Origin of the sequence: Micromonospora sp. NPDC049359, assembly GCF_044466585.1 — a bacterium.
Classification (GTDB): domain Bacteria; phylum Actinomycetota; class Actinomycetes; order Mycobacteriales; family Micromonosporaceae; genus Micromonospora.
The window spans coordinates 186,480-211,307 of record NZ_JBITMW010000009.1 but is presented as its reverse complement, the minus strand read 5'-3'; the positions used below and the strand labels follow the sequence as shown (position 1 = coordinate 211,307).

At 74.5% G+C, this 24,828-nt stretch carries 23 protein-coding genes; 12 read left to right on the top strand and 11 right to left on the bottom strand.

Going from position 1 to position 24,828, the window contains the following annotated elements:
- Positions 1-117: 117 nt before the first annotated feature.
- Complete coding sequence (locus ACIBTX_RS21660) at positions 118-492, top strand: Rv2175c family DNA-binding protein (RefSeq protein WP_357126869.1); 375 nt, start codon at positions 118-120, stop codon at positions 490-492.
- 149 nt (positions 493-641) lie between these two features.
- Here ACIBTX_RS21660 and ACIBTX_RS21655 read toward each other — a convergent pair whose 3' ends face one another.
- Together ACIBTX_RS21655 and ACIBTX_RS21650 are read right to left on the bottom strand one after the other, a co-directional pair.
- On the bottom strand, positions 642-1,724 hold the full coding sequence (locus tag ACIBTX_RS21655) for a polyprenyl synthetase family protein (RefSeq protein ID WP_357126872.1): 1,083 nt from the start codon (positions 1,722-1,724) through the stop codon (positions 642-644).
- A 9-nt stretch (positions 1,725-1,733) separates the two neighbouring features.
- Complete coding sequence (locus ACIBTX_RS21650; RefSeq protein ID WP_357126875.1) at positions 1,734-2,123, bottom strand: helix-turn-helix domain-containing protein; 390 nt, start codon at positions 2,121-2,123, stop codon at positions 1,734-1,736.
- A gap of 241 nt (positions 2,124-2,364) precedes the next feature.
- Between ACIBTX_RS21650 and metF the strand changes: the two genes are divergently transcribed.
- On the top strand, positions 2,365-3,282 hold the full coding sequence (gene metF, locus ACIBTX_RS21645) for a methylenetetrahydrofolate reductase [NAD(P)H] (RefSeq protein WP_355049438.1): 918 nt from the start codon (positions 2,365-2,367) through the stop codon (positions 3,280-3,282).
- Between the two features lie 21 nt (positions 3,283-3,303).
- Entirely contained in the window at positions 3,304-4,017 is a 714-nt protein-coding gene (locus ACIBTX_RS21640; RefSeq protein ID WP_357126879.1) for a CDP-alcohol phosphatidyltransferase family protein, read from the top strand.
- Between the two features lie 92 nt (positions 4,018-4,109).
- On the opposite strand, the gene ACIBTX_RS21635 is transcribed toward ACIBTX_RS21640, so the two are convergent.
- The 6 genes from ACIBTX_RS21635 to ACIBTX_RS21610 form a co-directional block, all read right to left on the bottom strand.
- Positions 4,110-5,597: a phytoene desaturase family protein gene (locus tag ACIBTX_RS21635; RefSeq protein WP_357170691.1), complete on the bottom strand. Its 1,488-nt coding sequence runs from the start codon at positions 5,595-5,597 to the stop codon at positions 4,110-4,112.
- A 12-nt stretch (positions 5,598-5,609) separates the two neighbouring features.
- Entirely contained in the window at positions 5,610-6,749 is a 1,140-nt protein-coding gene (locus tag ACIBTX_RS21630) for a glycosyltransferase family 2 protein (protein ID WP_357170693.1), read from the bottom strand.
- Positions 6,746-7,594 (bottom strand): carotenoid biosynthesis protein, encoded by an 849-nt coding sequence (locus ACIBTX_RS21625; protein WP_357170695.1) that lies wholly within the window; start codon positions 7,592-7,594, stop codon positions 6,746-6,748. The genes ACIBTX_RS21630 and ACIBTX_RS21625 overlap by 4 nt, the downstream gene beginning before the upstream one ends.
- Complete coding sequence (locus ACIBTX_RS21620) at positions 7,591-8,142, bottom strand: GNAT family N-acetyltransferase (protein ID WP_355049443.1); 552 nt, start codon at positions 8,140-8,142, stop codon at positions 7,591-7,593. Before ACIBTX_RS21620 ends, ACIBTX_RS21625 begins: the two co-directional genes overlap by 4 nt.
- On the bottom strand, positions 8,139-8,807 hold the full coding sequence (locus ACIBTX_RS21615; RefSeq protein ID WP_357127321.1) for a monooxygenase: 669 nt from the start codon (positions 8,805-8,807) through the stop codon (positions 8,139-8,141). The genes ACIBTX_RS21620 and ACIBTX_RS21615 overlap by 4 nt, the downstream gene beginning before the upstream one ends.
- Positions 8,808-8,968: 161 nt before the next feature.
- On the bottom strand, positions 8,969-9,457 hold the full coding sequence (locus tag ACIBTX_RS21610; RefSeq protein WP_357126892.1) for a YbaK/EbsC family protein: 489 nt from the start codon (positions 9,455-9,457) through the stop codon (positions 8,969-8,971).
- A 453-nt stretch (positions 9,458-9,910) separates the two neighbouring features.
- On the opposite strand from ACIBTX_RS21610, the gene ACIBTX_RS21605 reads away from it, so the two are divergent.
- The 3 genes from ACIBTX_RS21605 to ACIBTX_RS21595 all read left to right on the top strand — a co-directional run bounded on the left by ACIBTX_RS21605 (position 9,911) and on the right by ACIBTX_RS21595 (position 12,813).
- Positions 9,911-10,360: an SAV_6107 family HEPN domain-containing protein gene (locus ACIBTX_RS21605; RefSeq protein WP_234589090.1), complete on the top strand. Its 450-nt coding sequence runs from the start codon at positions 9,911-9,913 to the stop codon at positions 10,358-10,360.
- Between the two features lie 96 nt (positions 10,361-10,456).
- Positions 10,457-11,182 carry a hypothetical protein gene (locus ACIBTX_RS21600; protein WP_355049446.1) on the top strand — a complete coding sequence of 242 codons (726 nt, stop codon included), beginning with the start codon at positions 10,457-10,459 and terminating at the stop codon, positions 11,180-11,182.
- The gene (locus ACIBTX_RS21595) at positions 11,179-12,813 is read left to right on the top strand and encodes a DNA polymerase Y family protein (protein WP_396832898.1); all 1,635 of its coding nucleotides are present in this window, start codon (positions 11,179-11,181) and stop codon (positions 12,811-12,813) included. The genes ACIBTX_RS21600 and ACIBTX_RS21595 overlap by 4 nt, the downstream gene beginning before the upstream one ends.
- A 1-nt stretch (position 12,814) precedes the next feature.
- On the opposite strand, the gene ACIBTX_RS21590 is transcribed toward ACIBTX_RS21595, so the two are convergent.
- Positions 12,815-12,967 (bottom strand): hypothetical protein, encoded by a 153-nt coding sequence (locus tag ACIBTX_RS21590; protein WP_396832897.1) that lies wholly within the window; start codon positions 12,965-12,967, stop codon positions 12,815-12,817.
- Between the two features lie 152 nt (positions 12,968-13,119).
- On the opposite strand from ACIBTX_RS21590, the gene ACIBTX_RS21585 reads away from it, so the two are divergent.
- From ACIBTX_RS21585 to ACIBTX_RS21560, 6 genes are all read left to right on the top strand, one after another.
- A complete protein-coding gene (locus ACIBTX_RS21585) occupies positions 13,120-16,485 on the top strand; it encodes an error-prone DNA polymerase (protein ID WP_396832896.1) in 3,366 nt (1,121 codons plus the stop codon).
- Between the two features lie 93 nt (positions 16,486-16,578).
- Positions 16,579-16,758 carry a hypothetical protein gene (locus ACIBTX_RS21580; RefSeq protein WP_355049450.1) on the top strand — a complete coding sequence of 60 codons (180 nt, stop codon included), beginning with the start codon at positions 16,579-16,581 and terminating at the stop codon, positions 16,756-16,758.
- Positions 16,755-17,525: a methyltransferase domain-containing protein gene (locus ACIBTX_RS21575; protein WP_357127324.1), complete on the top strand. Its 771-nt coding sequence runs from the start codon at positions 16,755-16,757 to the stop codon at positions 17,523-17,525. The genes ACIBTX_RS21580 and ACIBTX_RS21575 overlap by 4 nt, the downstream gene beginning before the upstream one ends.
- Complete coding sequence (locus tag ACIBTX_RS21570) at positions 17,522-18,781, top strand: nucleotide pyrophosphatase/phosphodiesterase family protein (protein WP_357126909.1); 1,260 nt, start codon at positions 17,522-17,524, stop codon at positions 18,779-18,781. Before ACIBTX_RS21575 ends, ACIBTX_RS21570 begins: the two co-directional genes overlap by 4 nt.
- Positions 18,782-18,843: 62 nt before the next feature.
- Positions 18,844-20,103 carry a DNA polymerase IV gene (locus ACIBTX_RS21565; RefSeq protein WP_357126912.1) on the top strand — a complete coding sequence of 420 codons (1,260 nt, stop codon included), beginning with the start codon at positions 18,844-18,846 and terminating at the stop codon, positions 20,101-20,103.
- Positions 20,104-20,218: 115 nt separating this feature from the next.
- Positions 20,219-20,614 (top strand): DUF3040 domain-containing protein, encoded by a 396-nt coding sequence (locus ACIBTX_RS21560; RefSeq protein WP_234590673.1) that lies wholly within the window; start codon positions 20,219-20,221, stop codon positions 20,612-20,614.
- Positions 20,615-21,037: 423 nt separating this feature from the next.
- Here the strand turns inward: ACIBTX_RS21560 and ACIBTX_RS21555 are convergent, their stop codons facing one another.
- Both ACIBTX_RS21555 and ACIBTX_RS21550 read right to left on the bottom strand, forming a co-directional pair.
- On the bottom strand, positions 21,038-23,512 hold the full coding sequence (locus ACIBTX_RS21555; RefSeq protein ID WP_357170699.1) for a transglutaminaseTgpA domain-containing protein: 2,475 nt from the start codon (positions 23,510-23,512) through the stop codon (positions 21,038-21,040).
- 16 nt (positions 23,513-23,528) lie between these two features.
- The gene (locus ACIBTX_RS21550) at positions 23,529-24,827 is read right to left on the bottom strand and encodes a DUF58 domain-containing protein (RefSeq protein WP_357126920.1); all 1,299 of its coding nucleotides are present in this window, start codon (positions 24,825-24,827) and stop codon (positions 23,529-23,531) included.
- Between the last annotated feature and the right edge of the window lies 1 nt (position 24,828).

Genomic DNA, 24,828 nt, shown 5'->3' with positions numbered 1-24,828 from the left:
CCGTCGTGACCGCCCGCCCTGAGCTGCTGCTCACCGGTGGTGCCCGCCCCGCGGACCCGGACCGGTCGTGCGGGGTGCCGATGGCTCCCGCCGCCGACGGCGTGGCAGGGTGATCGGGTGACCGAATCCGTACCCGACCCCGAGCTCGCCGGCCCCACCGACCCGTCCGGCTGGCTCACCCTGCCCGACGTCGCCGAGCGGCTCGACGTGTCGATCAGCAAGGTCCACCAGATGATCCGCGACCGGGAGCTGTTGGCGGTCCGCCGCGACGGCGTACGCCGGATACCCGCGGACCTGGTGGCCAACGCGACAGCCCTCAAACACCTGCCCGGTGTGCTCAACCTGCTGGCCGACAACGGCTACGACGACGAGGCGGCGCTGCGCTGGCTCTACGAGCGGGACGACACGCTCCCCGGCGACACTCCCGCCGCGGCCCTCTCCGGCGACCAGGCCCGCGAGATCAAACGCCGCGCCCAAGCCCTGGGCTTCTGACCGACCCGCGTGGTGTGGGGAAGCCCCCAGGCCCACGCTGCGCCGATCTTGCACTTTGTGTTGCCGTGATGGGCTGGTCTGCCCCTTATGTCGCCACCGAAAGTGCAAGATCGACGCAGCGTGGGACGGGGACGGGGACAGGCAGGGGGTTAGTCGGCTCGGCGGGTGGCGGCTATGGCCAGGTCCACCAGGGCTTGGCGGGCTTCGGTGTCCAGGTCTACGGCACTCAGGGCGGCCAGGGCCGTGTCGGTGAGCGTCACGATGCGCTGCTCGGTGCGGGTCAGGGCCCCGCTCGCGTGGATCAGCTCGCGCAGACGGGCCACACCCTGCTCGTCCAGGTCCGGGTTGCCGAGCTGACCGAGCAGCAGCTCCCGGCCCGCGTCGTCGGTGGTCTCCACGGCCGCCGCCACCAGATACGTGCGCTTACCCTCGCGCAGGTCGTCCCCGGCAGGTTTGCCGGTCTGCGCCGGGTCGCCGAAGACCCCCAGCACGTCGTCGCGGAGCTGGAACGCCTCACCCAACGGCAACCCGTACGCCGAGTAGGTCGTCCGGATCTCCTCGCCCGCGTCGGCCAGCGCGGCGCCGAGCAGCAGCGGACGCTCGACGGTGTACTTCGCCGACTTGTACCGGGCCACCTTGCCGGCCCGCTCCAGTGAGGTGTCCCCGGTGGCCTGGGTCAGCACGTCGAGGTACTGCCCGACGGTGACCTCGGTGCGCATCTCGTCGAAGACCGGCCGGGCCCGGGCCAGCGCCCGCAGGTCCAGGCCGGCGGAGTGCAGCAGCTCGTCGGACCACACCAGGCACAGGTCGCCGAGCAGGATCGCGGCGGCGTCGCCGAACCCGTCCGCGTCGCCACCCCAGCCGGCCGCCCGGTGCCGACTGGCGAACCGCCGGTGCACCGCCGGTTCGCCCCGCCGGGTGTCGGAACGGTCCATCAGGTCGTCGTGGATGAGGGCGCTGGCCTGCACGAACTCCAGCGCGGCGAGCGCGGTGAGCACCTCGTCGCCGTCCACCCCGCCGGCGCCTCGGAATCCCCAGTACGCGAACGCCGGACGCAGGCGCTTGCCGCCACCGAGCACGAACGCCTCGATCGCCTCCGCCACCGGAACGAGGGCCTGGTCAACTCGGGTCAACCGGGCCCGCTGGCCGGCCAGGAACTCGGTGAGCGCCTCGTCGACCCGCTGCCGCAGGCCGGCGCGGTCGACGGGGGACACGGGAGCAGCATGGGTCACGCCACGACGCTAGCGGTTCGCCACGTCCCGCGCCCCACCGCCACGCGTAGTCCCGCCGGCCCGGCCCGGCCCGGTCCGCCCGCCCGGCCGCGCACCGGCCGCGCCGTGTCGGCCCGACCCGGCCGTCGTGGGCGGCCCGGTCCGCCGGGCGCGCACGGCCGCCTCGGTGAGCACCCCCGCCGGTACGTCCAGCACGACGGCAAGCCAGCCGAGCCAAAATTCACCGGGTACGCGTCGCTGCCGTTCCCACCGGGACACCTCGTTCCGACTCAACGTCGGCACACCTGCGGCGGCGCACAACTCGGCGGCGGCGCGCCGCTGACTCCACCCCCGGGCCAGCCGATGCCGGACCAGCAGTGGCCCGAGCTGCGTGCGGTACGGCGGTGGAGACGAGGTCACGGGCCCTCCCAGCGGGACGTCGACGCGGTGCCACCCCGCCGCTCGACGGCCGGGCGCACCTCGGCTGTGTGACCCCCACGCCGGAACCGGCCGCCCCCGCCGCCTCTTCCGCGCCCCTCATTCCTACCCCTGGGGTACGACGACTCTGCCCGCCCGGCCGCGCCGCGTTCGGGACCGGTCGACTCGTGCGCACGGTGGGAAGCTTCTGGGTCACGGTGGCGCCGCCCGCTAGAGTCGGGTCGTGGCGCTCGGTCTTCCCTCGGTACTCCCCAATCCGCAGCCGGCGATCGGGGCGCTCATCCGTGACCGTCAGCCGACGTTCTCGTTCGAGTTCTTCCCGCCCAAGACCGAGGCGGGGGAGCGGCTGCTCTGGCAGGCGATCCGCGAGCTGGAGTCGCTGCGTCCGTCGTTCGTGTCGATCACCTACGGCGCGGGCGGTTCGACCAGGGACACCACCGTGGCGGTGACCGAGCGGATCGCCACCGACACCACCCTGCTGCCGATGGCCCACCTGACCGCCGTCAACCACTCCGTGGCCGAGCTGCGACACGTCATCGGGCGGCTCGCCGGGGTGGGGGTGCGCAACGTCCTGGCCGTACGCGGTGACCCGCCCGGCAACCCCGGCGGCGAGTGGGTCCGGCACCCCGAGGGCGTCGACTACGCCGAGGACCTGGTCCGGCTGGTCCGTGACTCCGGCGACTTCAGCGTCGGGGTGGCGGCCTTCCCGTACAAGCACCCCCGTTCACCCGACGTGGCCAGCGACACCGCGCAGTTCGTCCGCAAGTGCCGGGCCGGCGCCGAGTTCGCGATCACCCAGATGTTCTTCGAGGCCGACGACTACCTGCGCCTGCGTGACCGGGTGGCCGCCGCCGGCTGCGCCACCCCGATCCTGGCCGGGGTGATGCCGGTGACCCAGATCGGCACCATCGAGCGGTCCGTGCAGCTCTCCGGGGCGCCCTTCCCGCCCGCGCTGGCGGCGCGTTTCGAGCGGGTGGCCGACGATCCGGAGGCGGTGCGCCAGCTCGGCATCGAGCAGGCCAGCGAGATGTGCCGCCGGCTGCTGGACGAGGGCGTCCCCGGAATCCACTTCATCACCCTCAATCGGTCCACCGCCACGCGGGAGGTCTGGCAGAACCTCAAGGCCGGCGCGCGGGTGTGAACGCGGAGTCGGCGACACCTGATGCCCGGCACGACGGTTGATCCCCAGGTGGGCACACAGCTGAACTGGGACCAGTACGCCACGGCGTGGGCGCGGCTGCACGGCGGGTTCGACCCACGGGTCGCCGCGCCGGTGGTACGCGCCTGGCTGCGGTTCGCCTACCACGTCGGGTACGTGCTGGGCCGGCTTCGGGTCGGCCCCACCCCGGTCACCGTCGTCGGGGTGCTGCTCTGCTTCTGCGTACCGTTGCTGGCGACCCGGCCGGGCGACGGCCCGTTCCTCGGCGCGTTGTTCGTGCTGCTCGCCGCCGTGGCCGACAGTGTGGACGGCGCCGTGGCCGTCGCCACCGACCGCACCACCCGGCTCGGCTACGTCTACGACTCGCTGGCCGACCGGCTCGGCGAGGTGGCCTGGCTGCTGGCGTTCTGGCTGGTCGGCGCGCCCGGCGCGCTGGTCGTCGCGGCCGGTGCGCTGTCCTGGCTGCACGAGTACGTCCGGGCCCGCGCGGCCCTGGCCGGCATGCGTGAGATCGGCGCGGTGACCGTCGGCGAACGACCGACCCGGGTCTCGGTCGCGCTGGCGGGTCTGGTGGTCGCCGGGCTGGCCGGTCTGATCGAGCCGGACCTGGCCGCCGGCACTATCACCATGGCGACCGCGGTCTGGGTGCTGCTCGCCGGCTTCGGGCTGGGGCAGTTGCTGTCCACCGTCCGCCGCGCGCTCCTCGACGCCGGCTGATCTCCCGCAGCGTTAGCCGGCTGATCTCCCGCAGCGTTAGCAAGGGGCCCTTCCTATACCGCAGGCGTTAATAAGGTGCCCTTCCTTACGACCTACCAGGCGGGGCCGATCTCGTCGGCGACGATCTGCGCGGAGAGGGTCACCATCGGCAGCCCGCCGCCGGGGTGGCTGGAGCCACCCACCAGCCACAGCCCGTGCGCCGGGCCCCGGTTGGCCGGGCGGAGCAGACCGCCGGCGGTGCCGTAGATCGTGCCGCCCGGCGCCCCGGTCGCGGTGTCCAGGTCGGCTGGGGTGCGGACCTCACGGAACAGCAGCCGGTCCCGCACGTCCACGCCGCGCTCGGCCAGCACGTCCAGGATCCGGTCGGCGTACGCGTCGGCGAGCCCCGGGCGTCGCCAGTCGACCGCCCCACCGGTGGTGCCGTGCCGGGCGGCGTTGACCAGCACGAACCACGCCTCGTGCCCGGCCGGGCGGGCCATCGGGTCGTCGGCCACGGTGACGAACACCGTCGGGTCGACAGCCGGCCGGGCCCGTACGCCTCGACCCGGGTCGCCGAAGACCGCGTCGAACTCGGCGTCGTAGTCGCGCGGGAAGAAGACGTTGTGGTGGGCCAGCCCGGTGTCGCCGGAGACGCCGAGCAGCAGCACGAAACCGGCGAGGCTGCGGTCGGCCAGGCCGGCCAGCCGGCGCGGGTGCGGCAACAGGTCACGGTAGACGGTGAGGGCGTCCACGTTGGCCACCACCACGTCGGCGGGGACCGGAGCGGCGACGCCCGCGAGGCGTACCCCGTGTACCCGGCCGCCGGTCGCGTCGATCCGGGTGACCCGGGTGTCGGTCTGCACGACCACGCCGAGGTCCAGGCAGCGGGTCAGCAGCGCGTCGGCGAGCGTGCCCAGCCCGCCGCGCAGGTACCAACCGCCGAAGGCCAGCTCGGCGTAGGGGACCGCGACCAGCGCCGCCGGGGCCCGGCGTGGGTCGGCGCCGGTGTAGGTGGCGTACCGGTCCAGCAGCATTCGCAGCCGCGGGTCGGACAGGTGCCGGCGGCCCAGGCCGCGCAGGCTGCGGCCCGGCGCGATGGCGGCCAGGTCGCCCAGCCGCCAGGCCAGCGACGCGAGGTCGCGGGGGGAGTCGACGGTGCGGCGCAGGATGTCCCGCTCGGAGGCGCGCCACACCCGTTCGGCACGGCCCCACAGCCGCTGCCAGTCGGCCGCCGCCCGGTCACCGAAGGCGGCCCCGATCCGCGCGGCGAACTCCGCCGGGTCGGCGCACGAGTCAAGGGTCGGGCCGCCGCCGGGAAAGACGTGCCGGACGATCGGGTCCAGCGGGACCAGGTCCAGGTACTCGTCGAGCTTCGCCCCGGTCGCCTCGAACAGGTCGTGGAACACCTCGGGGAGGGTGAGCAGGCTCGGCCCGGTGTCGAAGTGGAACGTCCCGGCCGGGGTGTCGTGCGCGTACCGGCCGAGCTTGCCGCCGACCGCGTCGGCCGCCTCGAAGACGGTCACCTGATGTCCGGTGGCGGCCAGCCGGGCGGCGGTGGCGAGGCCACCCATCCCGGCGCCGACGACCACGATCCGCGCCATGCCGTGCCCTCCCTAGCTGACCGGACGGCCCCGCCAGGTGAGGCGGCGTCGCTTGCGCAGATGGTACGACCGCAGGGTCAACCAGCCGAGGACCACGACCGACACGGGGTGTGCGAGCGCGTCGGGCCACCACCGGCCCCCGGTCGCGCGGGCGGTGAGCGCCCGCCCGGTGACTCCGAGCAGGTAGCCGGCCAGGCCCACGGCGGCCACCCCTGGCGCGCCGGCCACCAGCCCTCCCAGCGCGACCAGCGGCGGGGCGGTGTAGAGCAGCAGCAGCGCCGCCACCACGGCCGCCGCCGCGCCCGGGTGCCCGAACGACGCCCAGAGCGACTTCGAGTACCCGTCGCGCAGTTGCGGCCAGTCGTCGTACATCCGGCAGGTGGCCAGCCGCGACCCGTCGGCCAGGGCGATCCGACCGCCGGCCCGCTTGACCGCGCGGGCCAGCTCGACGTCCTCCAGGATCTTGTCGGCGACCGCGGCGTGCCCGCCGGCGGCGGTGTAGCCGGCCCGGTCCACCACCAGGAACTGGCCGCCCGCCGCGGCCAGCGACGGCCGCGGCGAGCGTTCCATCGCCCGCAGCGGCAGGAAGGTCAGCCAGAGCCACTGCAACAACGGCTGGACCAGCCGGTCGGCCGCCGTCGCCACCACGATCCGGGGGTACGGCGACAGCAACGTCGCGCCGGCGGCGCGTAACTCGGTGACGGCCGCCGCGACGGCGTGCGGGGCGAGCACCACGTCGGCGTCGACGAAGACCAGCGCGGTGGCCTCCGGGGCGGCCCGGGTGGCGAGCTGCCAGCAGGCGTGCGGTTTGCCCAGCCAGCCCGGTGGCGGGGCGACCCCGGTGAGCACGGTGACCCGGGGGTCGTCGCCGGCCACCGCGCGGACCACGTCGGCGGTGCCGTCGGTGGACCCGTCGTCCAGGACCACGATGCGCAGCCCGGGTACGCCCCGTTGGGCGAGCAGGGCGCGCAGGCAGGGCGTGACGCGGGTGGCCTCGTCGCGCAGCGGCAGCAGGACGGCCACCGACTCGCCGACCACGTCCGGTGCGTCGGTGGGCCGGCGCAGCCAGCGGGCCGCGTTGACCCAGGTGTGCGCGGTCAACGCGGCGACGGCGACCAGCAGGACGGACAGCAGGGCGGACAGGACGGTCATCGGGTCGCGTCGACGCCGGTACGGTCCGGCCGGTGATCCTCCTGGCGGGTCTCGCCGTCCCGGCGGGCACGCAGCAGCGTCACCGTCAGCGGCACGGCGGTGACCGCCATGCCGGCGGCGCCCCAGAGCGCCGAGGCGGGCAGGTCCAGAAAGACGGCGTGGGCCAGGATGCTGGAGAAGTACGTCCACAGGTAGAGCGCGACCATCGGGTGGTCCCGCCGGTCGGTGCGTTCGGCGGTCGGACCGGCCAGCGGGCGCAGCGCGCTCATCAGCAGCACCGCGAAGAGCAGCCAACCCAGGTAGTTGCTGACCGGGATGCCGGTCAGGCCGGGCAGCGCGGGGGTGGCGTCACGCCAGACCCAGTAGCCCTCGGCGACCATCTGCGGGTCGAGGAAGAGGTCCCACGCCGCCAGCCCCAGCGCGGCCAGCGCGATCCTGCCCACCCACCGCCCGGCCGTCGTGCCACCACCTGCCGTGCCGCCGCCGGTCAGGCGGACCGCGGCCAGCCAGGCCGGCCAGGCCATCCAGGTCCAGGCCAGCGGGATGATCAGCGGTACGCCGGCCAGCTTGGGACCCAGCTCGCCCGAGTAGTCGTAGCTGCCGAACGGCACACCGGTGGCCACCCCGATCGCCTCGATCGCGAACCCACCGCCGGTGGCCACCGCGACCAACGCCGCCGCCACCCGGGGGCCCCGACTGAGCAGCGCGTGACCGACCGAGAGCAGCCAGCCGAGCACGACGGTGGCCACGGTCAGCCCGGCCCGGGTCGCGCCGGTGGTCAGCGGGTAGCAGATCTGGGCGAACACCAGGACGCCGAGCAGCGTCCAGGAGATCCGCCGGGTCATGACGCCGGGGGATCGAGCGGCAGGTCCCGACCGAGTACGCCGAACGGCCGCTCGTCACCCGGAAAGTGGAAGTCGCGCAGCACGTCGACGAAGCCGAAGCGCCGGTACAGCCGCCAGGCCCGCGAGGTCTGCTCCTCCGCCTCCGGGGTGGACAGCAGCGTGGTGTCGCCCTCGGCCATCGTGAGCAGCGCCCGCAACTGGCCGGCGCCCAGGCCGTGCCCCTGCGCGGGCGGGCGGACGTGCAGCTCGACCACCTCGAAGCAGTGGGTGAGCCAGCGCTTGCGGGTCGGGCCGTCCAGCGCCCGGTGCACCTGGTCGTGCCACCACTGGCCGGCGCTGCCCAGATAGCCGTACCCGAAGCCGGCGAGGTGACCCTCGCTGGTCAGGCTGGCCACGGCCCGGAACCCCGGCCGGCGGACGTGGGTGGCGATGTAGCCGCGCCGGGCCTCCAACAGGTCGGTGCGGTACCCCATCGCCTCGCCGTAGACGGCCACCACATCGTCCAGTCGTCGGACGAGGTCGTCCGGCGTCCAGCGCACCAACCTCATGCCCGTCCACCCTTCCCTGTCGCCTGGTCGCCGTCGTCGGCGACCCACCCGAGGACCGTCCGGTCGCCGACCACGTCACGTACCTCGAACCGGGCGAACAGCTCCTCGGCGTACCAACCCGCGGTGGGGGTTCGCATGATCGCCGCCCGATGCTCCGGGTGACGGTACGCGAACGCCACCAGGTCCGTCGGGTCGCGCCACACGCTGACCGTGCCCTGCCAGCCCAACGGGGCCTCGCCCACGCCGAACCGGGCGAGCAACCCCGGCGCGTCGCGCAGGGCCGCCGCCACCGGCGGGATCGCCCGCCAGAAGGTGGCCGCCCGACGTGCCCGCAACCGGGCCCGCGTCAACGCCAACACCGGCCCGGCCACCCGACCGCCCGGTGGTTCGCCGAACGGCCGCTCGCCCGACCACTCGCCACGGCTGCTCAGCGGACGCAGGTCGACCCGGACCTGCGCCTGGGCGATGCGCGCCCAGGCCCGCCCGACCGGCGAGTCGTCGAAGCCGGCCGCCGCGGTGGGGGAGTCCCAGACGGTCAGCGTCGCCCACCTGGTGAGGTCGGCGTCACCCGGGCCGAAGCCGGTGCCCGTCCCGGTGCCCAGCAGCTTGCCGAACCGGACGCCCGGCAGGGCGCGCAGCCGACGCGGATCCACCGCCATCCTCATCAGCGCCCGGGGCAGCGCGCTCCGGGCGGTCCGCCACACGTGCAGGGTGACCAGCTCCGGTACGGCGCTGCTGGGCCGGCTGGTTCGCTCGCTCACGCCACCGCTTCGCGGCGGCGCGAGCGCATCGCTGCTGTGCCGGCTGGTTCGCTCGCTTCGCTCGCTCACGCCACCTCGGCCGGGATGCCGGCGGTGACGCGCAGCAGTTCGGCGTAGGTGGTCGGGAAGACCGCCTGCGGCACGCCGCCCGCCGCCCAGATCTGTGGGTACGTCGCCAGCGCCGTGTCCACCAGGGTGCGCAGCGCCCGAGGGTGCCCGAGCGGGGCGACCCCGCCGATCGGCTGGCCGGTGTGCTCGCGGACGAACTCCGGGGTGGCCCGGCGCAGCCGGGTGACGCCGATGGACGCGGCCAGACCGGCGGTGTCCACCCGGTGCGCGCCGGAGGTGAGCACGAGCAGCGGCGCGTCGTCCGCGTCGAAGATCAGCGAGTTGGCGATCTGGCCCACCTCGACGCCGAGCGTCTCGGCGGCGGCTACCGCGGTGTGCACCGCGTCGGGCAGGAGTCGGACCGTGCTGGGCTGACCGGCGTCGTCGAGCGCGCCGGCGCCGTCCAGCGCGTCCTGCACCGCCCGTACGTTCGGGTGTGGCTGCATCCCGTCATTCTTCCCGGTCTGTGTGCGCCGGTTCACGTCGGCACACGTCACGGCGAGTCCTGGCGCGTCACACGTTGCATTTTCGTCGGAGGGGAGGTGTACTGTCAGCAGCAGTTAGAACGAGTGTTCGATTGTCTCGAACGCTCGTTCCAACCAGCCGGAGCGCGGTGTTTCGCGGCGCCAGTTCCGGCCGGTGCGGCTCCGCGGGCCGCACCTGGGTTTCCGGGCAGTCGCGAGCCCGGTCCCATCAGGCAGGAGCGTCGCCCGCCGCCCACGACCCCCGGGCGGCGGGCGACGAACCCGCCGGTACGCCGGCCGGGTGTGGTGTGGGGAAGCATCCACACCCGGCCGGCCACCCCTGGTGCGTCTTCCTCCGCACCCACCCGACCTCGGCGTCTCGTCGGCGGCACCACCGCCCCGACCGACACCCCGGCCACGTGGAGGAGACAGTCCATGCCGACCAACCCGGCTCAGGCACCGACGGTGCCGGCGCACGTGCTGCCGCACCGCACCCCTGCCCAGCTCCTCACCCTGGCCCGCCGTGGGCTGGTCGAGGCCGGCCAGACCCGACCCGACGGCCTGCGCTACGCGGCCGCCCACCTGGCGGCGCTGCGCGCGGCGGCCGCCCTGCTCGCCGCCCGGGCCCGTCCCGCCCCGAGCCGGCGCAACCGGATCACCAGCGTCTGGGTCCTGCTCTGCGCCGTCGCCCCCGAGCTCGACGAGTGGGCCCGGTTCTTCGCGGCCGGGGCCAGCAAGCGAGCCGCCGCCGAAGCCGGCATCCCCCGGGTGGTCAGCGCCCGGGAGGCCGATGACCTGCTCCGCGCCGCCGAACAGTTCGTCACGGTGGTGGAGACCGCGCTCGGCGTGGCACACCAACCAGCCCTGGACGGCCTCGCGGCGTGAGACCGCCGTGACGCCGGCCGCCTGGAAGGGAAGCCGGGCGGCCGGCGTCACGGTGCGGCCTGATCTGTTCCACAGCAACGACGGGGGGTTGGTCCAATGGCGGGCCGCATGGTGGTGGGTTCCGCCGCGCTGGCCGATCTGGTACGCCCAGCGAGCGCGCCCGATCCGGTGGGCGGCCACCGCGTGCTACCGGTGACGCCTGAGCTGACCGGCCTGTTGCCCAACCGGGGTCTACGCCGGGGCAGCACGATCGCTGTCGCTGCCGGTCAGCCCCGCCGCAGTGGGGGTACCTCGCTGGTGCTCGCACTGCTGGCCGAGGCGTCCCGGGCCGGCTCGTGGTGTGCGGTGGTCGGGGTGCCGACGTTCGGCGCGGGTGCGGCGGCCGAGCTGGGCATCTCCCTGGACCGGCTCGCCCTGGTGCCGAATCCGGGTCCCGAGTGGGCCACCGTGGTCGCCGCGTTGATCGACGGGGTGGACGTCGTGGTCACCGCCGTACCGGCCGCGGTCTCCGCCTCGGTCGCCACCCGGCTGGCCGCCCGGGCCCGGCAGCGCGGCAGCGTGCTCGTCCCGTACGGCCGGTGGGACGGCGCGGACGTGACGCTGCAGGTGGTCCGCGGGGTCTGGGAAGGGCTCGGTCAGGGTCGGGGGCGGCTGCGCCGCCGGGAGGTCACCGTGTCGGCGCGCGGGCGGGGAGCAGCCGCCCGCCCCAAGGAGATCAAGGTCTGGCTCCCCGACGCCGAGCTCACCCGCGTCATTCCCCGGACGGTGCGATCGACCGTGGGCCGACCGTCCGGGCCGCTCGCCCTGGTCGGGTCGGGGTGACCGGCTCGCCGACCCGGACCCTGCTGCTGTGGTGCCCGGACTGGCCGGTGCTCGCCGCCGAGATCGTCGACGGGATACCAGCCACCGGCCCGGTCGCCGTCCTGCACGCCAACCGGGTGGTCGCGTGCTCCGAGCGGGCCCGCGCCGAAGGCGTACGCCGAGGGCTGCGCAAGCGGGAGGCGCAGGGTCGTTGCCCGCAGCTCACCGTCGTGGACTACGACCCTGGCCGGGACGCCCGGGCGTTCGAGCCGGTGGTCGCCGCGTTGGAGGAACTGGTGGCCGGTGTCGAGGTGGTCCGGCCGGGCGCCTGTGCGGTTGCCGCCCGGGGCCCGAGTCGCTACCTCGGCGGTGAGGAGGCGGCCGCCGAACGGCTCATCGAGCACGTCGCCCAGTCGTGTCTGGTGGAGAGCCAGGTGGGCATCGCCGACGGGGTGTTCGCCGCGGGGCTGGCCGCCCGCACCGGCCGGGTGGTGGCGCCGGGTGGGACGCCGGCGTTCCTGGCCGGGATGCCGGTCGAGGCGCTCGGTCGGTCCGCGCTGGCTGACCTGCTGCGCCGGCTGGGGGTGCGGACCCTCGGTGACTTCGCCGCGCTACCGGCCGGCGACGTGCTGGCCCGCTTCGGGTTCGACGGCGCGCTGGCCCACCGGCTGGCCGCCGGCCGGGACCACCGCCCGCTCGCCGTCCGGCAGCCGCCGGCCGACCTGACGGTGACCGCCGGGTACGACGATCCGATCGACCGGGTCGACGCGGCGGCGTTCGCCGCCCGTGCCCTGGCCGAGCAGTTGCACGCCCGGCTCGCCGGGCACGGGCTGGCCTGCACCCGACTCGGCATCGAGGCGGTTACCGAGCACGGGCAGGAGCTGCACCGGGTGTGGCGGCACGACGGTCTGCTCACCGCCGCCGCCATCGCCGACCGGGTGCGTTGGCAGCTCGACGGCTGGCTCTCCGGCAGCAGCGGTCGCGCCGGCGCCCGCCCGGCCCGCCCGACGTCCGGGATCATCCGACTGCGGCTGATCCCGGACGGGGTGGTCGCCCAGGCCGGCCTGCAGACCGGCCTCTGGGGGGAGACCGGCGAGGAGCGGGAGCGGGCGCACCGGGCATTGAGCCGCGTACAGGGCATCCTCGGCCCGGAGGCGGTGGTCACGGCGGTGCTCGGTGGCGGGCGTTCTCCGGCCGACCAGGTGCGCCTCGTGCCGTGGGGCGACGAGCGGCTCCCGACCCGACCCGGCCCACCGGCCGTCGCCGGCGTGGGCATGGGTGCTGGTGCCGGTGCTGGTCCCGCGGCTGGCCGGGGTGGGGGTATTCCGCCGTGGCCGGGTCGGTTGCCGCCGCCCGCGCCCGCCGTGGTGCTGCCCAGCCCACTCGCCGCGACCGTGCACGACGCCGCCGGCGAGCCTGTGGTGATCAGCGCGCGGTTGGCGGTGAGCGCCCCACCGGCCCGACTGGTGGTCGGCGCCGGTCAGCCGGCGGAGATCGTGGGTTGGGCCGGGCCGTGGCCGGTGGACGAGCGCTGGTGGGCGCCGGCCGAGGCCCACCGCCGGGCCCGGTTCCAGGTCAGCCTCGCCGACGGTGCCGCTCTGCTGCTCGCCGTGGAGTCGGGGCAGTGGCTGGTGGAGGCGATCTATGACTGAGTCAGATCGGCCCCTGACCGGTGTCGCCTGGCGCGGCGTCGCCTGGCGCGGCGTCGGCGGGCTCGGTGTCGGCGAGTCCGGTGTTGGTCGGCCCGGCGCTGGTCGGCCCGGCGCTGGCCGGAGAGCAGATGTCCTCATGAGCGTGATGACTCACCGGCATCTTGATGCCTGTGAGTCATCACGCTCATCGCACCTCTCGCCGCGGGCGGGGAGCGCCAACGCCAACGCCAGCGACGCCTGGAACGTCTCGGCCAGCGTCGGACGGACCAGCGCCGCCAGCGCCGCCAGCGTGGCCGGGGTGGCCGGATGAGTTTTCACAACCCGAAGATGCCCTGGTCGGAGCTGGAGAGCGTGCTCTCCGGCCGGGCCGGCGGCGGACGGCGGCGCGCCGAGCGGCACCTGCACGTGGTGGATCCGCTCGCCGTGGACGCCGACGGCGGTGACTCGCCGGCCTGGAGTCGCCACCGCGAGCGGTACGAGCCGCCGGAGCTGGCCCGTCCCGACGGCGTGGTGCCCTACGCCGAGCTGCACGCGCACACCAACTTCAGTTTCCTCGACGGCGCGAGCCACCCCGAGGAGTTGGCCGAGGAGGCGGCCCGGTTGGGGCTCACCGCGTTGGCCGTCACCGACCACGACGGCTTCTACGGGGTGGTCCGGTTCGCCGAGGCGGCCCGTACGCTGGGCCTGCCGACCATCTTCGGCGCGGAGCTGTCCCTCGGGCTACCGGGCCCGCAGAACGGCGAACCCGACCCGCACGGCGCGCACCTGCTGGTGCTGGCGCACGGCCATGAGGGGTACGCCCGGCTGGCCACCACCATCGCCCGCGCCCAGCTACGCGGCGGGGAGAAGGGCCGCCCGGTCTACGGGGAGCTGGAGGAGGTCGCCGCCGAGCTGCGCGACCACGTGCTGGTGCTGACCGGCTGCCGCAAGGGGCACGTGCCGGGCGCGCTGCTCACCGAGGGGGTGGACGCGGCGGCCCGCGAGCTGGACCGGTTGACCGCGCTCTTCGGCGCGGAGACGGTGGCGGTGGAGTTGACCGACCACGGTCATCCGGTCGACGCCGACCGCAACGACGCGCTCGCCGAGCTGGCCGCCGCGGCCGGGCTGCCGACGGTGGCCAGCAACAACGTGCACTACGCCAGTCCCGGCCGGAGGCGGTTGGCCACCACGGTCGCCGCGGTGCGGGCCCGGCGCAGCCTGGACGAGATCGACGGTTGGTTGCCCGCGGCGGCCACCGCCCACCTGCGCAGCGGCGCGGAGATGGCGGCGCGGTTCGCCGCGTACCCGGGCGCGGTGGCGCGGGCCGCCGAGTTCGGCGCCGAACTGGCCTTCGACCTCCAACTCGTCGCGCCGCAGCTGCCGGCGTACCCGGTGCCGCCGGGGCACACCGAGATGAGCTGGCTGCGCAAGCTGACCGCCGACGGCGCCCGGGAGCGCTACGGTCCGCCGCAGGCGCACCCCGCGGCGTACGCGCAGCTCGACCACGAGCTGAACATGATCGAGGAGTTGGGCTTCCCCGGCTACTTCCTGGTGGTCTACGACATCGTCTCGTTCTGCCGCGAGAAGGACATCTACTGCCAGGGCCGGGGCTCGGCGGCCAACTCGGCGGTCTGCTACGCGCTGCGGATCACCAACGTGGACGCCGTCCGGCACCGGCTGCTCTTCGAGCGGTTCCTCGCCCCGGAGCGGGACGGCCCGCCGGACATCGACGTGGACATCGAGTCCGACCGGCGGGAGGAGGTGATCCAGCACGTCTACACCCGCTACGGCCGGGAGCACGCCGCCCAGGTCGCCAACGTCATCTCCTACCGGCCCCGGTCCGCGGTGCGGGACGTGGCCAAGGCGTTCGGCTTCTCACCCGGTCAGCAGGACGCCTGGAGCAAGCAGATCGACAGGTGGGGTTCGGTCGCCACGGTCGACGTCGAGGGCATCCCGGAGCAGGTGGTGGAGTACGCCAACGAGTTGCAGACGTTCCCCCGGCACCTGGGTATCCACTCGGGCGGGATGGTGATCTGTGACCGTCCGGTGATCGAGGTCTGCCCGGTGGAGTGGGGGCGGATGCCCGGACGCAGCGTCCTGCAGTGGGACAAGGACGACTGCGCCGCCGTGGGCCTGGTGAAGTTCGACCTGCTCGGCCTGGGCATGCTCTCCGCCCTGCACTACGGCTACGACATGATCGGGTCCCGGCTGGATCTCGGCGACATGACGCTTGACGATCCCGAGGTCTACGACATGCTCTGCCGGGCGGACTCGGTCGGGGTGTTCCAGGTGGAGAGCCGCGCCCAGATGGCCACCCTGCCGCGGCTCAAGCCCCGCGAGTTCTACGACCTGGTGGTCGAGGTGGCGCTGATCCGTCCCGGCCCGATCCAGGGCGGTTCGGTGCACCCGTTCATCCGGCGTAAGAACGGTCAGGAGCCGGTGACCTTCGCCCACCCGTTGATGCGTAACGCGCTGGAGAAGACCCTGGGGGTGCCGCTGTTCCAGGAGCAGTTGATGCAGCTCGCCATCGACCTGGCCGGTTTCGACGCGGCCGAGGCCGACCAGTTGCGCCGGGCGATGGGCGCGAAACGGTCGGTCGAGCGGATGACCCGCATCGCCGACCGGCTCTACGCCGGGATGGCCGAGCGGGGCATCACCGGCGAGCTGGCCGACGACGTCTACCGCAAGCTCACCGCGTTCGCCAGCTACGGCTTCCCGGAGAGCCACGCGATGAGCTTCGCCTACCTGGTGTACGCCAGCTCGTGGCTCAAGCGCTACCACCCGGCCCCGTTCCTGGCGGCGCTGCTCAACGCCCAGCCGATGGGCTTCTACTCGCCGCAGACCCTGGTCGACGACGCCCGCCGGCACGGGGTGGAGGTCCGCCGCCCGGACATCAACGCCAGCGGTGCTCTGGCGGTGCTCGAGTCCACCCCGGACACCCGGTGGGGCAGCGAGCCGGGGGAGCCGCCGCACGCCTGGGGGCTGGGCGGTCCGGCCGTCCGACTGGGGCTGTCCAGCGTACGTACCCTCGGATCGGACGTGGCCGAGCGGATCGAGGCCGAGCGGACGGCCGGTGGGGCGTACCGTGACATGCCGGATCTGGCCCGGCGGGTCGGACTGACCGCCGCGCAGCTGGAGGCGCTGGCCACCGCGGACGCCTTCGCCTGTTTCGGGCTGACCCGGCGGGAGGCGCTGTGGGCCGCCGGCGCGGCGGCCCAGGACCGACCGGGCCGGCTGCCCGGCACGGTGACCGGCGCGACGGCGCCCACGCTGCCCGGCATGGAGGCCGTGGATCGGCTGGTAGCGGACGTGTGGGCCACCGGGTTGTCGCCGGAGAGCCATCCGGCCCGGTTCATCCGGGGGCAGCTCGACGTGCTGGGGGCGGTGCCGATCGCCCGGCTCGGCCGGGTGGAGCCGGGCCAGCGGATCCGGGTCGGTGGCATCGTCACCCATCGACAGCGCCCGGCGACCGCTGGTGGGGTGACCTTCCTCAACCTGGAGGACGAGACCGGGATGTTGAACGTGACCTGTTCGCCGGGTCTGTGGCAGCGTTATCGGCGGGTGGCCCGCACCAGCGCCGCGCTGGTGGTCCGGGGACGACTGCAACGCCACGAGGGAGTGACCAACCTGGTCGCCGACCGGTTGGACGCCATCGAGCCGCCGGTCAGTCCCGCCTCCCGCGACTTCCGCTGAACAGTGATCCACATTACGGTTTCTGTCGCCGCGGAGCGGGAGACTCGTCCTGAGCGGGCAGAGCGGCCCGTGATCCGTGAGGGGGACTGACAAGTGATGGGAAACCACGCGTACACCGGTGGCGGAATCGCCAACGTCCGGCGGACCCGGCTGGGTGCCGGCTGGATGCCGTCGCACCTCACCGACCCCCGCGAGTACGAGGTGACAAACGGTCCGGTCGCCAACGAGCGTCGATCCCGGGCTGAGGACGCGGTCGAGGGCACCCAGTCCTGACCACTAGGCTCGACCGGGTGGAGCAGACCCGAGGCCGGTTCGCCGCGCCGCCGCTGACCCCCCGTACCGCCGTGATCTGGTCGGTGCTGCGCGCCGAGCTGGACCGGCGCGGCGACGCCGAGCTGACCGTGCTGGACATCGGCGGGGGCACCGGCGGTTTCGCCGTCCCGCTGGCCCGGGCCGGGCACCGCGTCACCGTGGTCGACGCCAGCCCCGACGCGCTCGCCGCGCTCACCCGCCGGGCCGCCGAGGCCGGGGTCGCCGATCGGGTCGTCGCCGTGCAGGGCGACGGCGACGCCCTCGCCGGGCTGGTCGAGCCGGCCGGGGTCGACCTGGTGCTCTGCCACGCAGTCCTGGAGGTCGTCGACGACCCGACGCCGGTGGTCGCCGCGCTGGCCACCGCGCTGCGCCCCGGCGGCGCGGCAAGCGTGCTGGTAGCCGGCCGTGCGGCGGCCGTGCTGGGCCGCGCCATGAACGGGCATCTGGACGTCGCGGCGTCGGTGGCCGCCGACCCGGCCGGCAGCGCCGGGCCGCGCGACACCCTGCGCCGCCGCTACGACGCCCCCGAGGCCGTCGCGCTGCTCACCGCCGCCGGGCTGGAGGTCGAGGACATCCACGGGGTACGCGTGCTTGCCGACCTGCTGCCGGCCGCCGTCTCCGACGGGCAGCCCGCGGCCCTGGTCGAGCTGGAACTGGCCCTGGCCGCTCAGCCCCCCTACCGGGATCTGGCCGCCCAACTGCACCTGTTCGCCCGCCGACCGGCATGACCCGTCCGGTCCGGCCCGTCGACGGGGGTACGTCGGCCGGCTCGTCCGGCCCCGAGCTGACCGCCGACGGGCGTACACCGGCTGCCAGCGGTCCGGTGACCGGCCTCGACCCGCCGCTGGCGGTCCTCGCACCCGATCGAACCGGCGGACGGATCGCCGACGTGCTGCCCAGCGCGCTCGCCGTACTGGGCGTGCCCGGCTCGCCCGACCCGCTCGGCCTGACGCCCGCGCTGGCCGGGGTACGCCGGATCGCCGTCCTGCTCGTCGACGGGCTCGGCTGGTACCAGGTGCCGACCGCCGCCCCGTACGCGCCGACGCTCGCCGGGCTAGCCGCGACGGTGGGTCGGCCCCTCGTCGCCGGCTTCCCGTCCACCACCCCGACGAGCCTCGTGACGCTGGGCACCGGCGTCGCGCCCGGCGCGCACGGGGTGCTCGGCTTCACGGTGCGGGTGCCCGGCACCGACCGGGTACTCACCCACACCGACTGGGCCGCCGACCCGTCGCCGCTGCGCTGGCAGCCGGTGCCCACCCAGCTTCAACGGGCCCGGGCCGCCGGGGTGGCGACGACGGTGGTGAGCCGGCCGGAGTACGGCGGCAGCGGGTTGACCCTGGCCGCCAACCGGGGCGGCGACTTCCGGGGCGCCGCCGGCGCGGACCAGCTGGCCACCGCCATGCGCGCCGCGCTGTCCGCCGGCGACGGACCAACCCTGGTCTTCGGCTACCACCCCGACCTCGACCGGCAGGGGCACCTCAGCGGGGTCGACTCGGCGCCGTGGCGAAGCGCCGCCGCAGAGGTGGACCTGCTGCTCGCCCGGCTGGTCGACGGGCTACCGCCGGACGCGGCGCTGCTGGTCACGGCCGACCACGGGCAACTCGACATCCCCGTCGCGCACCGCTTCGACCTGGACACCGATCCACGGCTGCGCGACGGCCTGCGGGTGGTTGCCGGCGAGGCCCGGGTGCGCTACCTGCACACCGAGCCGGGAGCGGTGGACGACGTGGTGGCCGCCTGGTCGGCGGTGCTCGGCGACGCGGCCCGGGTGCGTACCCGCGCGGAGGTGGTCGCCACCGGCTGGTTCGGGCCGGTGCCCGAGGAGCACCTGGGCCGGATCGGTGACGTCGTGGTGACCTGCAACGACACGTACGCCGTCCTGGCCAGCCGCACCGAACCGCCGAAGGTGTCGAAGCTGGTCGCGTACCACGGGGCGGACACCGCCGCCGAGCTGACCGTGCCGCTGCTGGTCGTGCGGGGTTGACCGGGGCGCGGTCCGGCCAGCCGGCCGGTGCTGGTGTCGTACCTCGGGGATAACCTGCACCGATGGGCCGCAGTCAGTCGTTGCCCCGAGGCGGTGATCCGCGCTTCGGGCCGGACGCCGACGACTCCGCCAGCGGCATCCTGCACGTCGACATGGACGCGTTCTTCGCCTCGGTGGAGGTGCGCGCCCGACCCGAGCTGCGCGGCCGCGCGGTCGTGGTGGGTGGCGTGGGCTCGCGTGGCGTGGTCAGCTCGGCCAGCTACGAGGCTCGCCGCTACGGCGTGCGCAGCGCCATGCCGACCTCCCGGGCCCGAGCCCTCTGCCCGCACGCCGTCTACCTGCCGCCGAACTTCGCCGCGTACTCGGCCGCCTCGCGGGCGGTCATGCAGATCTTCCGGGACGTCACCCCGCTGGTCGAGCCGCTCTCCCTCGACGAGGCGTTCCTCGACGTCAGGGGCGCCCGCAAGCTGTTCGGCCCGCCGGCCACCATCGCCCGGCTGATCCGCCAGCGGGTCGCCGACGAGCAGGGACTGACGTGTTCGGTCGGGGTGGCGCCGAGCAAGTTCGTGGCCAAGCTCGGCTCCACCCGGGCCAAGCCCGACGGCCTGCTGGTCGTACCCGCCGGGCAGGTCCTCGACTTCCTGCACCCGCTCCCGGTGGACGCGCTGTGGGGGGTGGGGGAGCGGGCCGCCGAGACGCTGCGTCGGCTGGGTCTGGCCACCGTGGGGGACCTCGCCGAGGCCCCGGTGGGCATGCTGCGCCGAGCGGTGGGCGCGGCGTCCGCGGCGCACCTGCACGAGCTGGCGTGGGGGCGTGACCCGCGCCGGGTCAGTCCCGAACACGTCGACAAGTCGATCGGCGCCGAGGTGACCTTCGACGCCGACGTGGCGGACCCGACGGAGATCCGCCGTACCCTGCTCGCGCTCAGCGCGAAGGTCGGCGTCCGGCTGCGCAGCGCCGGCCACGTCGGGCGCACGATCACCCTGAAGGTACGACTGGCCGACTTTCGCACCGTCAACCGCTCCCGCACCCTCGACGTACCCACCGACACGGCCCGGGAGATGTTCGACACGGTCTGGGCGCTCTACACCGCGCTGGACCCGGCTGAGCGGATCCGCCTCGTCGGTGTCCGGGTGGAGGGGCTCACCTCGGCGCAGGGCGCGCCCCGACAGCTCACCCTCGGCGCGCCCGAGCGTGGTTGGCGGGAGGCGGAAGCCGCCGCGGACGCCGCCGCTGCCCGATTCGGGCGGTCCGTCATAGGTCCGGCCAGTCTGTTAGCCGACCGTGACGCTCATCGAAAGGAAAATCCACCCCACCCGTAGGTCGTCCCGCTTTCCGACGCGCGACCCCCCTCGTAGACTTGCGGGTAAGCAGCCGGTTGGCTGCCACGGTCTGTCGGCCCGAGTGGGCCGACCAACGTGACCGGGGAGGAGTGCCGTGCCGCTCTCGGAGCACGAGCAGCGGCTGTTCGAGCAGATCGAGCGGTCGCTTGCCGAGGACCCCAAATTCGCCTCGGCCGTGCGCGCCAGCGATCCGCGCTTCCACGCGCGGCGTCGCCTGCTCGTCGCAGCCGGCGTGATCATCGCTGGCTTGGCCCTACTGGTCTACGGCGCGGTGATCAAGACTCCACCGCTGGCGGTGGCGGGCTTCGTCGTCATGCTGGCGTCGGCCGCGTTCGCGGTGCAGTCGCACCGGCGGGCGCAGTCACCCGACCTGCACGTGGTGGGTGGCACGACGAGTCGTCGTCCCCGCGGTGGCCGGTCCGGTCGCCGACGGTCGATCCTGGACCGGATGGAAGACCGATGGCGGCAGCGCCCGGAGGGGCACCGCTGAGCGCGTCCCGCCGCTGAGGCGGGCCGACCACCGCGACGAGCGGGCCATCGGGACACCCCCGATGGCCGCCGTCGCTCCGTCATGCCCCGAACATCGCGCCCCGCGCCCCGCGCCGCCGTGCTCGCGCGCCCCGCGCCGCCGCGCCCCGCGCCGCCGCGCCCCGCGCCCCGCGCCCCGCGCCGCGCGTCCCTCCGAGATCGCGCCGATCTTGCAGTTTCTGTCGTCCGTATGAGTGGGATACCCCTTATGTCGCGACAGAAAGTGCAAGATCGCTGGGGCTGGGGCTGGGGCTGGGGCTGGGGCTGGGGCTGGGGCTGGGGCTGGGGCTGGGGCTGGGGCTGGGACCTGCTACTGGGACCTGCTACTGGGGCGGCGCCCCGGCGTTAGGCCGGGGCGCCGCCGCAGCGCGCTGGCGGGCGTCGGTCAGCGGGCGGCTCGATCGGCCAGCAACCGGCGCGGGTTCCAGCGCAGCAGCCGGTAGCGCATCCGCGTGGTCACCGCCACCAGGCGGCCGGAGGAGTCCGCCAGTGCGATCCGCCAGCGCAGCAGCACCGAGGGCGGCAACACGGCGGCGAGCAGCCGGGTCCGTCGATCCGCACGGGACGAGAGCGCCCCACGGACCGCGCGGAGCGCCGACGGCAACGGTTCACCGGTCAGCGGAGCCCGCGCGTACCGGGCCCGCTCCTCGGCACGGCCGAGCAGCCGCGCCGCCCCGACGGCCTCGGCGTCGTCGGGGAGAGCGTCCCGGACCAGCCGGTCCGCGGTCGCCCGGGGCGTCTCGGTCAGGTCCACCCGTACCTTGTAGTCGACGAGCGTGTCGAGCAACTCGGCCCAGGCGGCGTGGGCGTCGGCGCGAGCGCGACCCGGGTCCGCCTCGACCACCATCACCCGCGTGTCGTCGGTCGGCGGCCCGTCGCCCACAGCGGTGGTGGCAGCCGCGACGTCCGCCCGGCCGGCCCGCCGCCGACGCAGCGCCCGCCGACGAAGCGCCGGCACCGCCAGCAGCGCCACCAGCGCGAGTACGGCCGCCAGCCACCACGGCCACACCGGCGCCCGCTCAGTCGGCCGCGAATCCCCCAGCGAGAGCCCGGAGTCGGTGTCCCGGTCGGCGTTGTCCGGGCCGGTCGGCTCGGCCGACGAGTCCGCGCCGCTCGGGCTGTCCGTGGCGCCGGCCTCCGGAGTGGACGGCTCGGGGGCGTCCGTGTCCGGCGCCCAGGCCGATCGGGTGGAGCCGGGAACGCCGGACGCCGGGGTGGCGTCGAACGGCACCCAGCCGATCCCGTCGAAGAAGACCTCGGTCCAGGCGTGCAGGTTGAGGTTCGTCAGCGTGTACGTGTCGCCGTCGCGCCTGCTGCCGTTGGTGAACCCGAACGCGACCCGCGCCGGGATGCCGGCCGACCGGACCAGCCAGGCCATCGCGGCGGCGTACTGCTGGCAGTAACCGACCTTGTTGGTCAGGAAGTTCACGATGTCCTGGCCGCTGCTGCCGCTCGCGGTGCTCAACCGGTACGTGAACCCGTTGTTCGCGGAGAAGTGCTGGTAGATGGCCAGCACCCGGTCGTAGTCGGTCCGCTTGCCCTGGATCAGCCCTCGGACCAGCTCCTCCACCTCGGGCACCGGCCCGGGGGTGGCGGTCTGCTGCCGGCGGAGCGGGTGTTCGGCCGGCAGCGACTTCGCGGCCCGCAGGGTCGCCGGGGTGTACGTCGAGCGGATGTAGTCGAACGAGTACTTACGCCCCCGCGAGCTCTCCCGGTTGGAGAACACGATCTGCTGGTTGGGGTCGTACAGCCAGTTGCTGTTCAGGTCCTGGGTGCGCACCGGCTCGGCGTACACCGGCATCAGGGACATGCTGAGGCTCTTGGTCACCTCGACGGTCGCCCGGTACTCGGCCTGCTGCACCCCCGGCCCGACCCGCTCGCCCGGGTCGGGCAGATCGCGGTTGGCTGGCCGGCCACTCGCGGCGCGGGCCTGGAAACCGTTCGGGCGCAGCTCGTCGGCGACCGCGTAGCGCAGGTAGAACGGGGTCTGCTCCGACGTGGTCACCTTGACCAGGTCCACCACCTCGGACTGGTTGAGCTGGCCGGCGAGCGACGCGAACAGGTCGATCCGGCCGGACGAGCCACCCACCCCCCGACCGTTGCCGGTGCCGTTACCCGTGCCCTCGGTGATCCGGTCGAGCAGCCCACCGCTCAGGCCGGGCACCGCCAGCGGCAGCACCACGGCCAGCACCACGCCGACCACGGCGAGCCGACGTCCGGCGGACGCCAGCGGCGACGCCTCCCACACGTCCACGTCCCGGCCGTCGCCGGTGAACCGCCGCCCGAACCGACGCACCCGGTCGATGTTGTCGGTCACCAGCAGCCACAGGTAACCGGCGGCGCCCACCACGAACGGCAGTGGGGGAACGCTGTCCACGTAGACGGCGACCGGCACCGAGTAGATCGCGAGCATCGGCAGCCCGGCCAGCGCCGGCCGGCGAAGTCCCACGGCCAGTACGTCCACCAGCACGGCCACCCCGCCGACGCCGAGCACGGTGATGAACAGCAGCGGATCGGTGTCCGGGACCTCGACGCCGTACGAGCGCATGTCCTGCGCCGAACCGGCGAGCAGATCGGCGAAGTGCCCGATCGTGCTTGGCGTGGGCAGGAGGGCCAGCAGCTCGCTGCCGCTCGGGAACAGCCAGGTCAGCGCGAGCAGCAGGGCGGCCAGCATGCCGAGCACCTGGCCCCAGAGCGGCGCGCGGACGAGCCGGGTCAGCGCGGCGACCCCGGCCACCACGGCGACCGCTATCGCGCACTGGATCAGCCACGTCCAGGTCTGGAAGATGGCCGACAGCGGCGCGGCGGCGAGCAGCGTCGCGGCGGCCGCGACCAGACCGGTGTTCCGGCTGGCGATCATGAGGGGGACCTTCCGTTCATCGCACGCGGCCAGCGACCGTCTCGGCCAGCGCGGCCCGCAGGGCGAAGCCCTGGGAACCGCGGCCCGCCTGCGGCCACAGCGCCGGCAGTCGGCTGCCGTGGTCGGCGCCGACCACGCGCCAGCCGCTGCGCACCATGGTGAGCACGGCGGCGCCGTGCGCGTGCTCCGCCTCGGCGCGAGCCTTCTCGGGGAGGCTGAGCCAGGTGGAGCTGTCCAACAGGAAACCCACACACGTCGCGCCGTTGCCGCGCAGCCCGGCCAGCAGCTCGGCCTCGGCGACGCTCACCGCGCCGAACAGCCCGATGATCAGCCCGCCGTCGGCGCGCTGCCGCACCCGCTGCACCAGCCCGGTGACGTCGGCCCGCTGGTCCAACCGCACCTCGGCCAGATGGTCGAGCAGCACGCCGTCGCCACCGCCCTCCGAGGCGTCCACGTCGACCCCCGAGCCGGTGACCAGGCGCAGCTTGTAGCCGGCCTGGCGCAGGTGTACGGCGATGCTCGCGGCGGCCGAGACCGCCCACTCGAAGCTCGCTGTAGGCCCGTCACCCCGGTGGCCGTACGCCCGGGTGTCCAGCACGACGGTGGCGCGGCTCTCCCAGGGCTGCTCCTCCCGGCGCACCATCAGCTCGCCGGTGCGCGCCGTGGACTTCCAGTGCACCCGACGCAGGTCGTCGCCCCGGCGGTACTCCCGGGTCGCCGCGTCGTCCTCGCCGTGGACCGCCACCGAACGAGCCCGGCTGTCGCCGCTGCCCGCGTACTCCCCGGGGAGCCGGACCGACGGCAGGGGGGTGACCTGCGGGATGACCGTGAGGTGGTCGGTGCTGGGGAAGGAGCGGGTGAGCTCGCAGAGACCGAACGGGTCGGTCATCCGGACCACCAGTGGACCCACGTCGTAGCGACCGCGCACGTCCGCGCGGACCGTGTACGCCACGGAGCTGGCCTGTTGCGCGCCGAGCCGTTCCAGCACGACGCGGGGCCGGCTGCCCAGCGCGTAGGGCAGCCGGTCCTCCAGCAGCAGGGTGCCGGTGGGCAGCCGGGAGAGGTTCTGCAGGCGCAGCACGATCCTCGAGTTGGCCCCGACCGGGACCCGGTGCGGGTCCAGCGAGCGGTTGCAGGCCAGCTTGTAGCGGCTGCGACCCACGTAGGCGGCGGCCAGCAGCGGCAGGATGGCCAACAGCAGGGCCACCCGGAGCAGGTCCTTCTCGCCCAGGATGACGGCCGAGACCGCCGCGGCGACCGCGGCGGCCAGGAACGAGCGCCCGCGGGTGGTCAGCCCGCGCAGCCCGGCACGCACG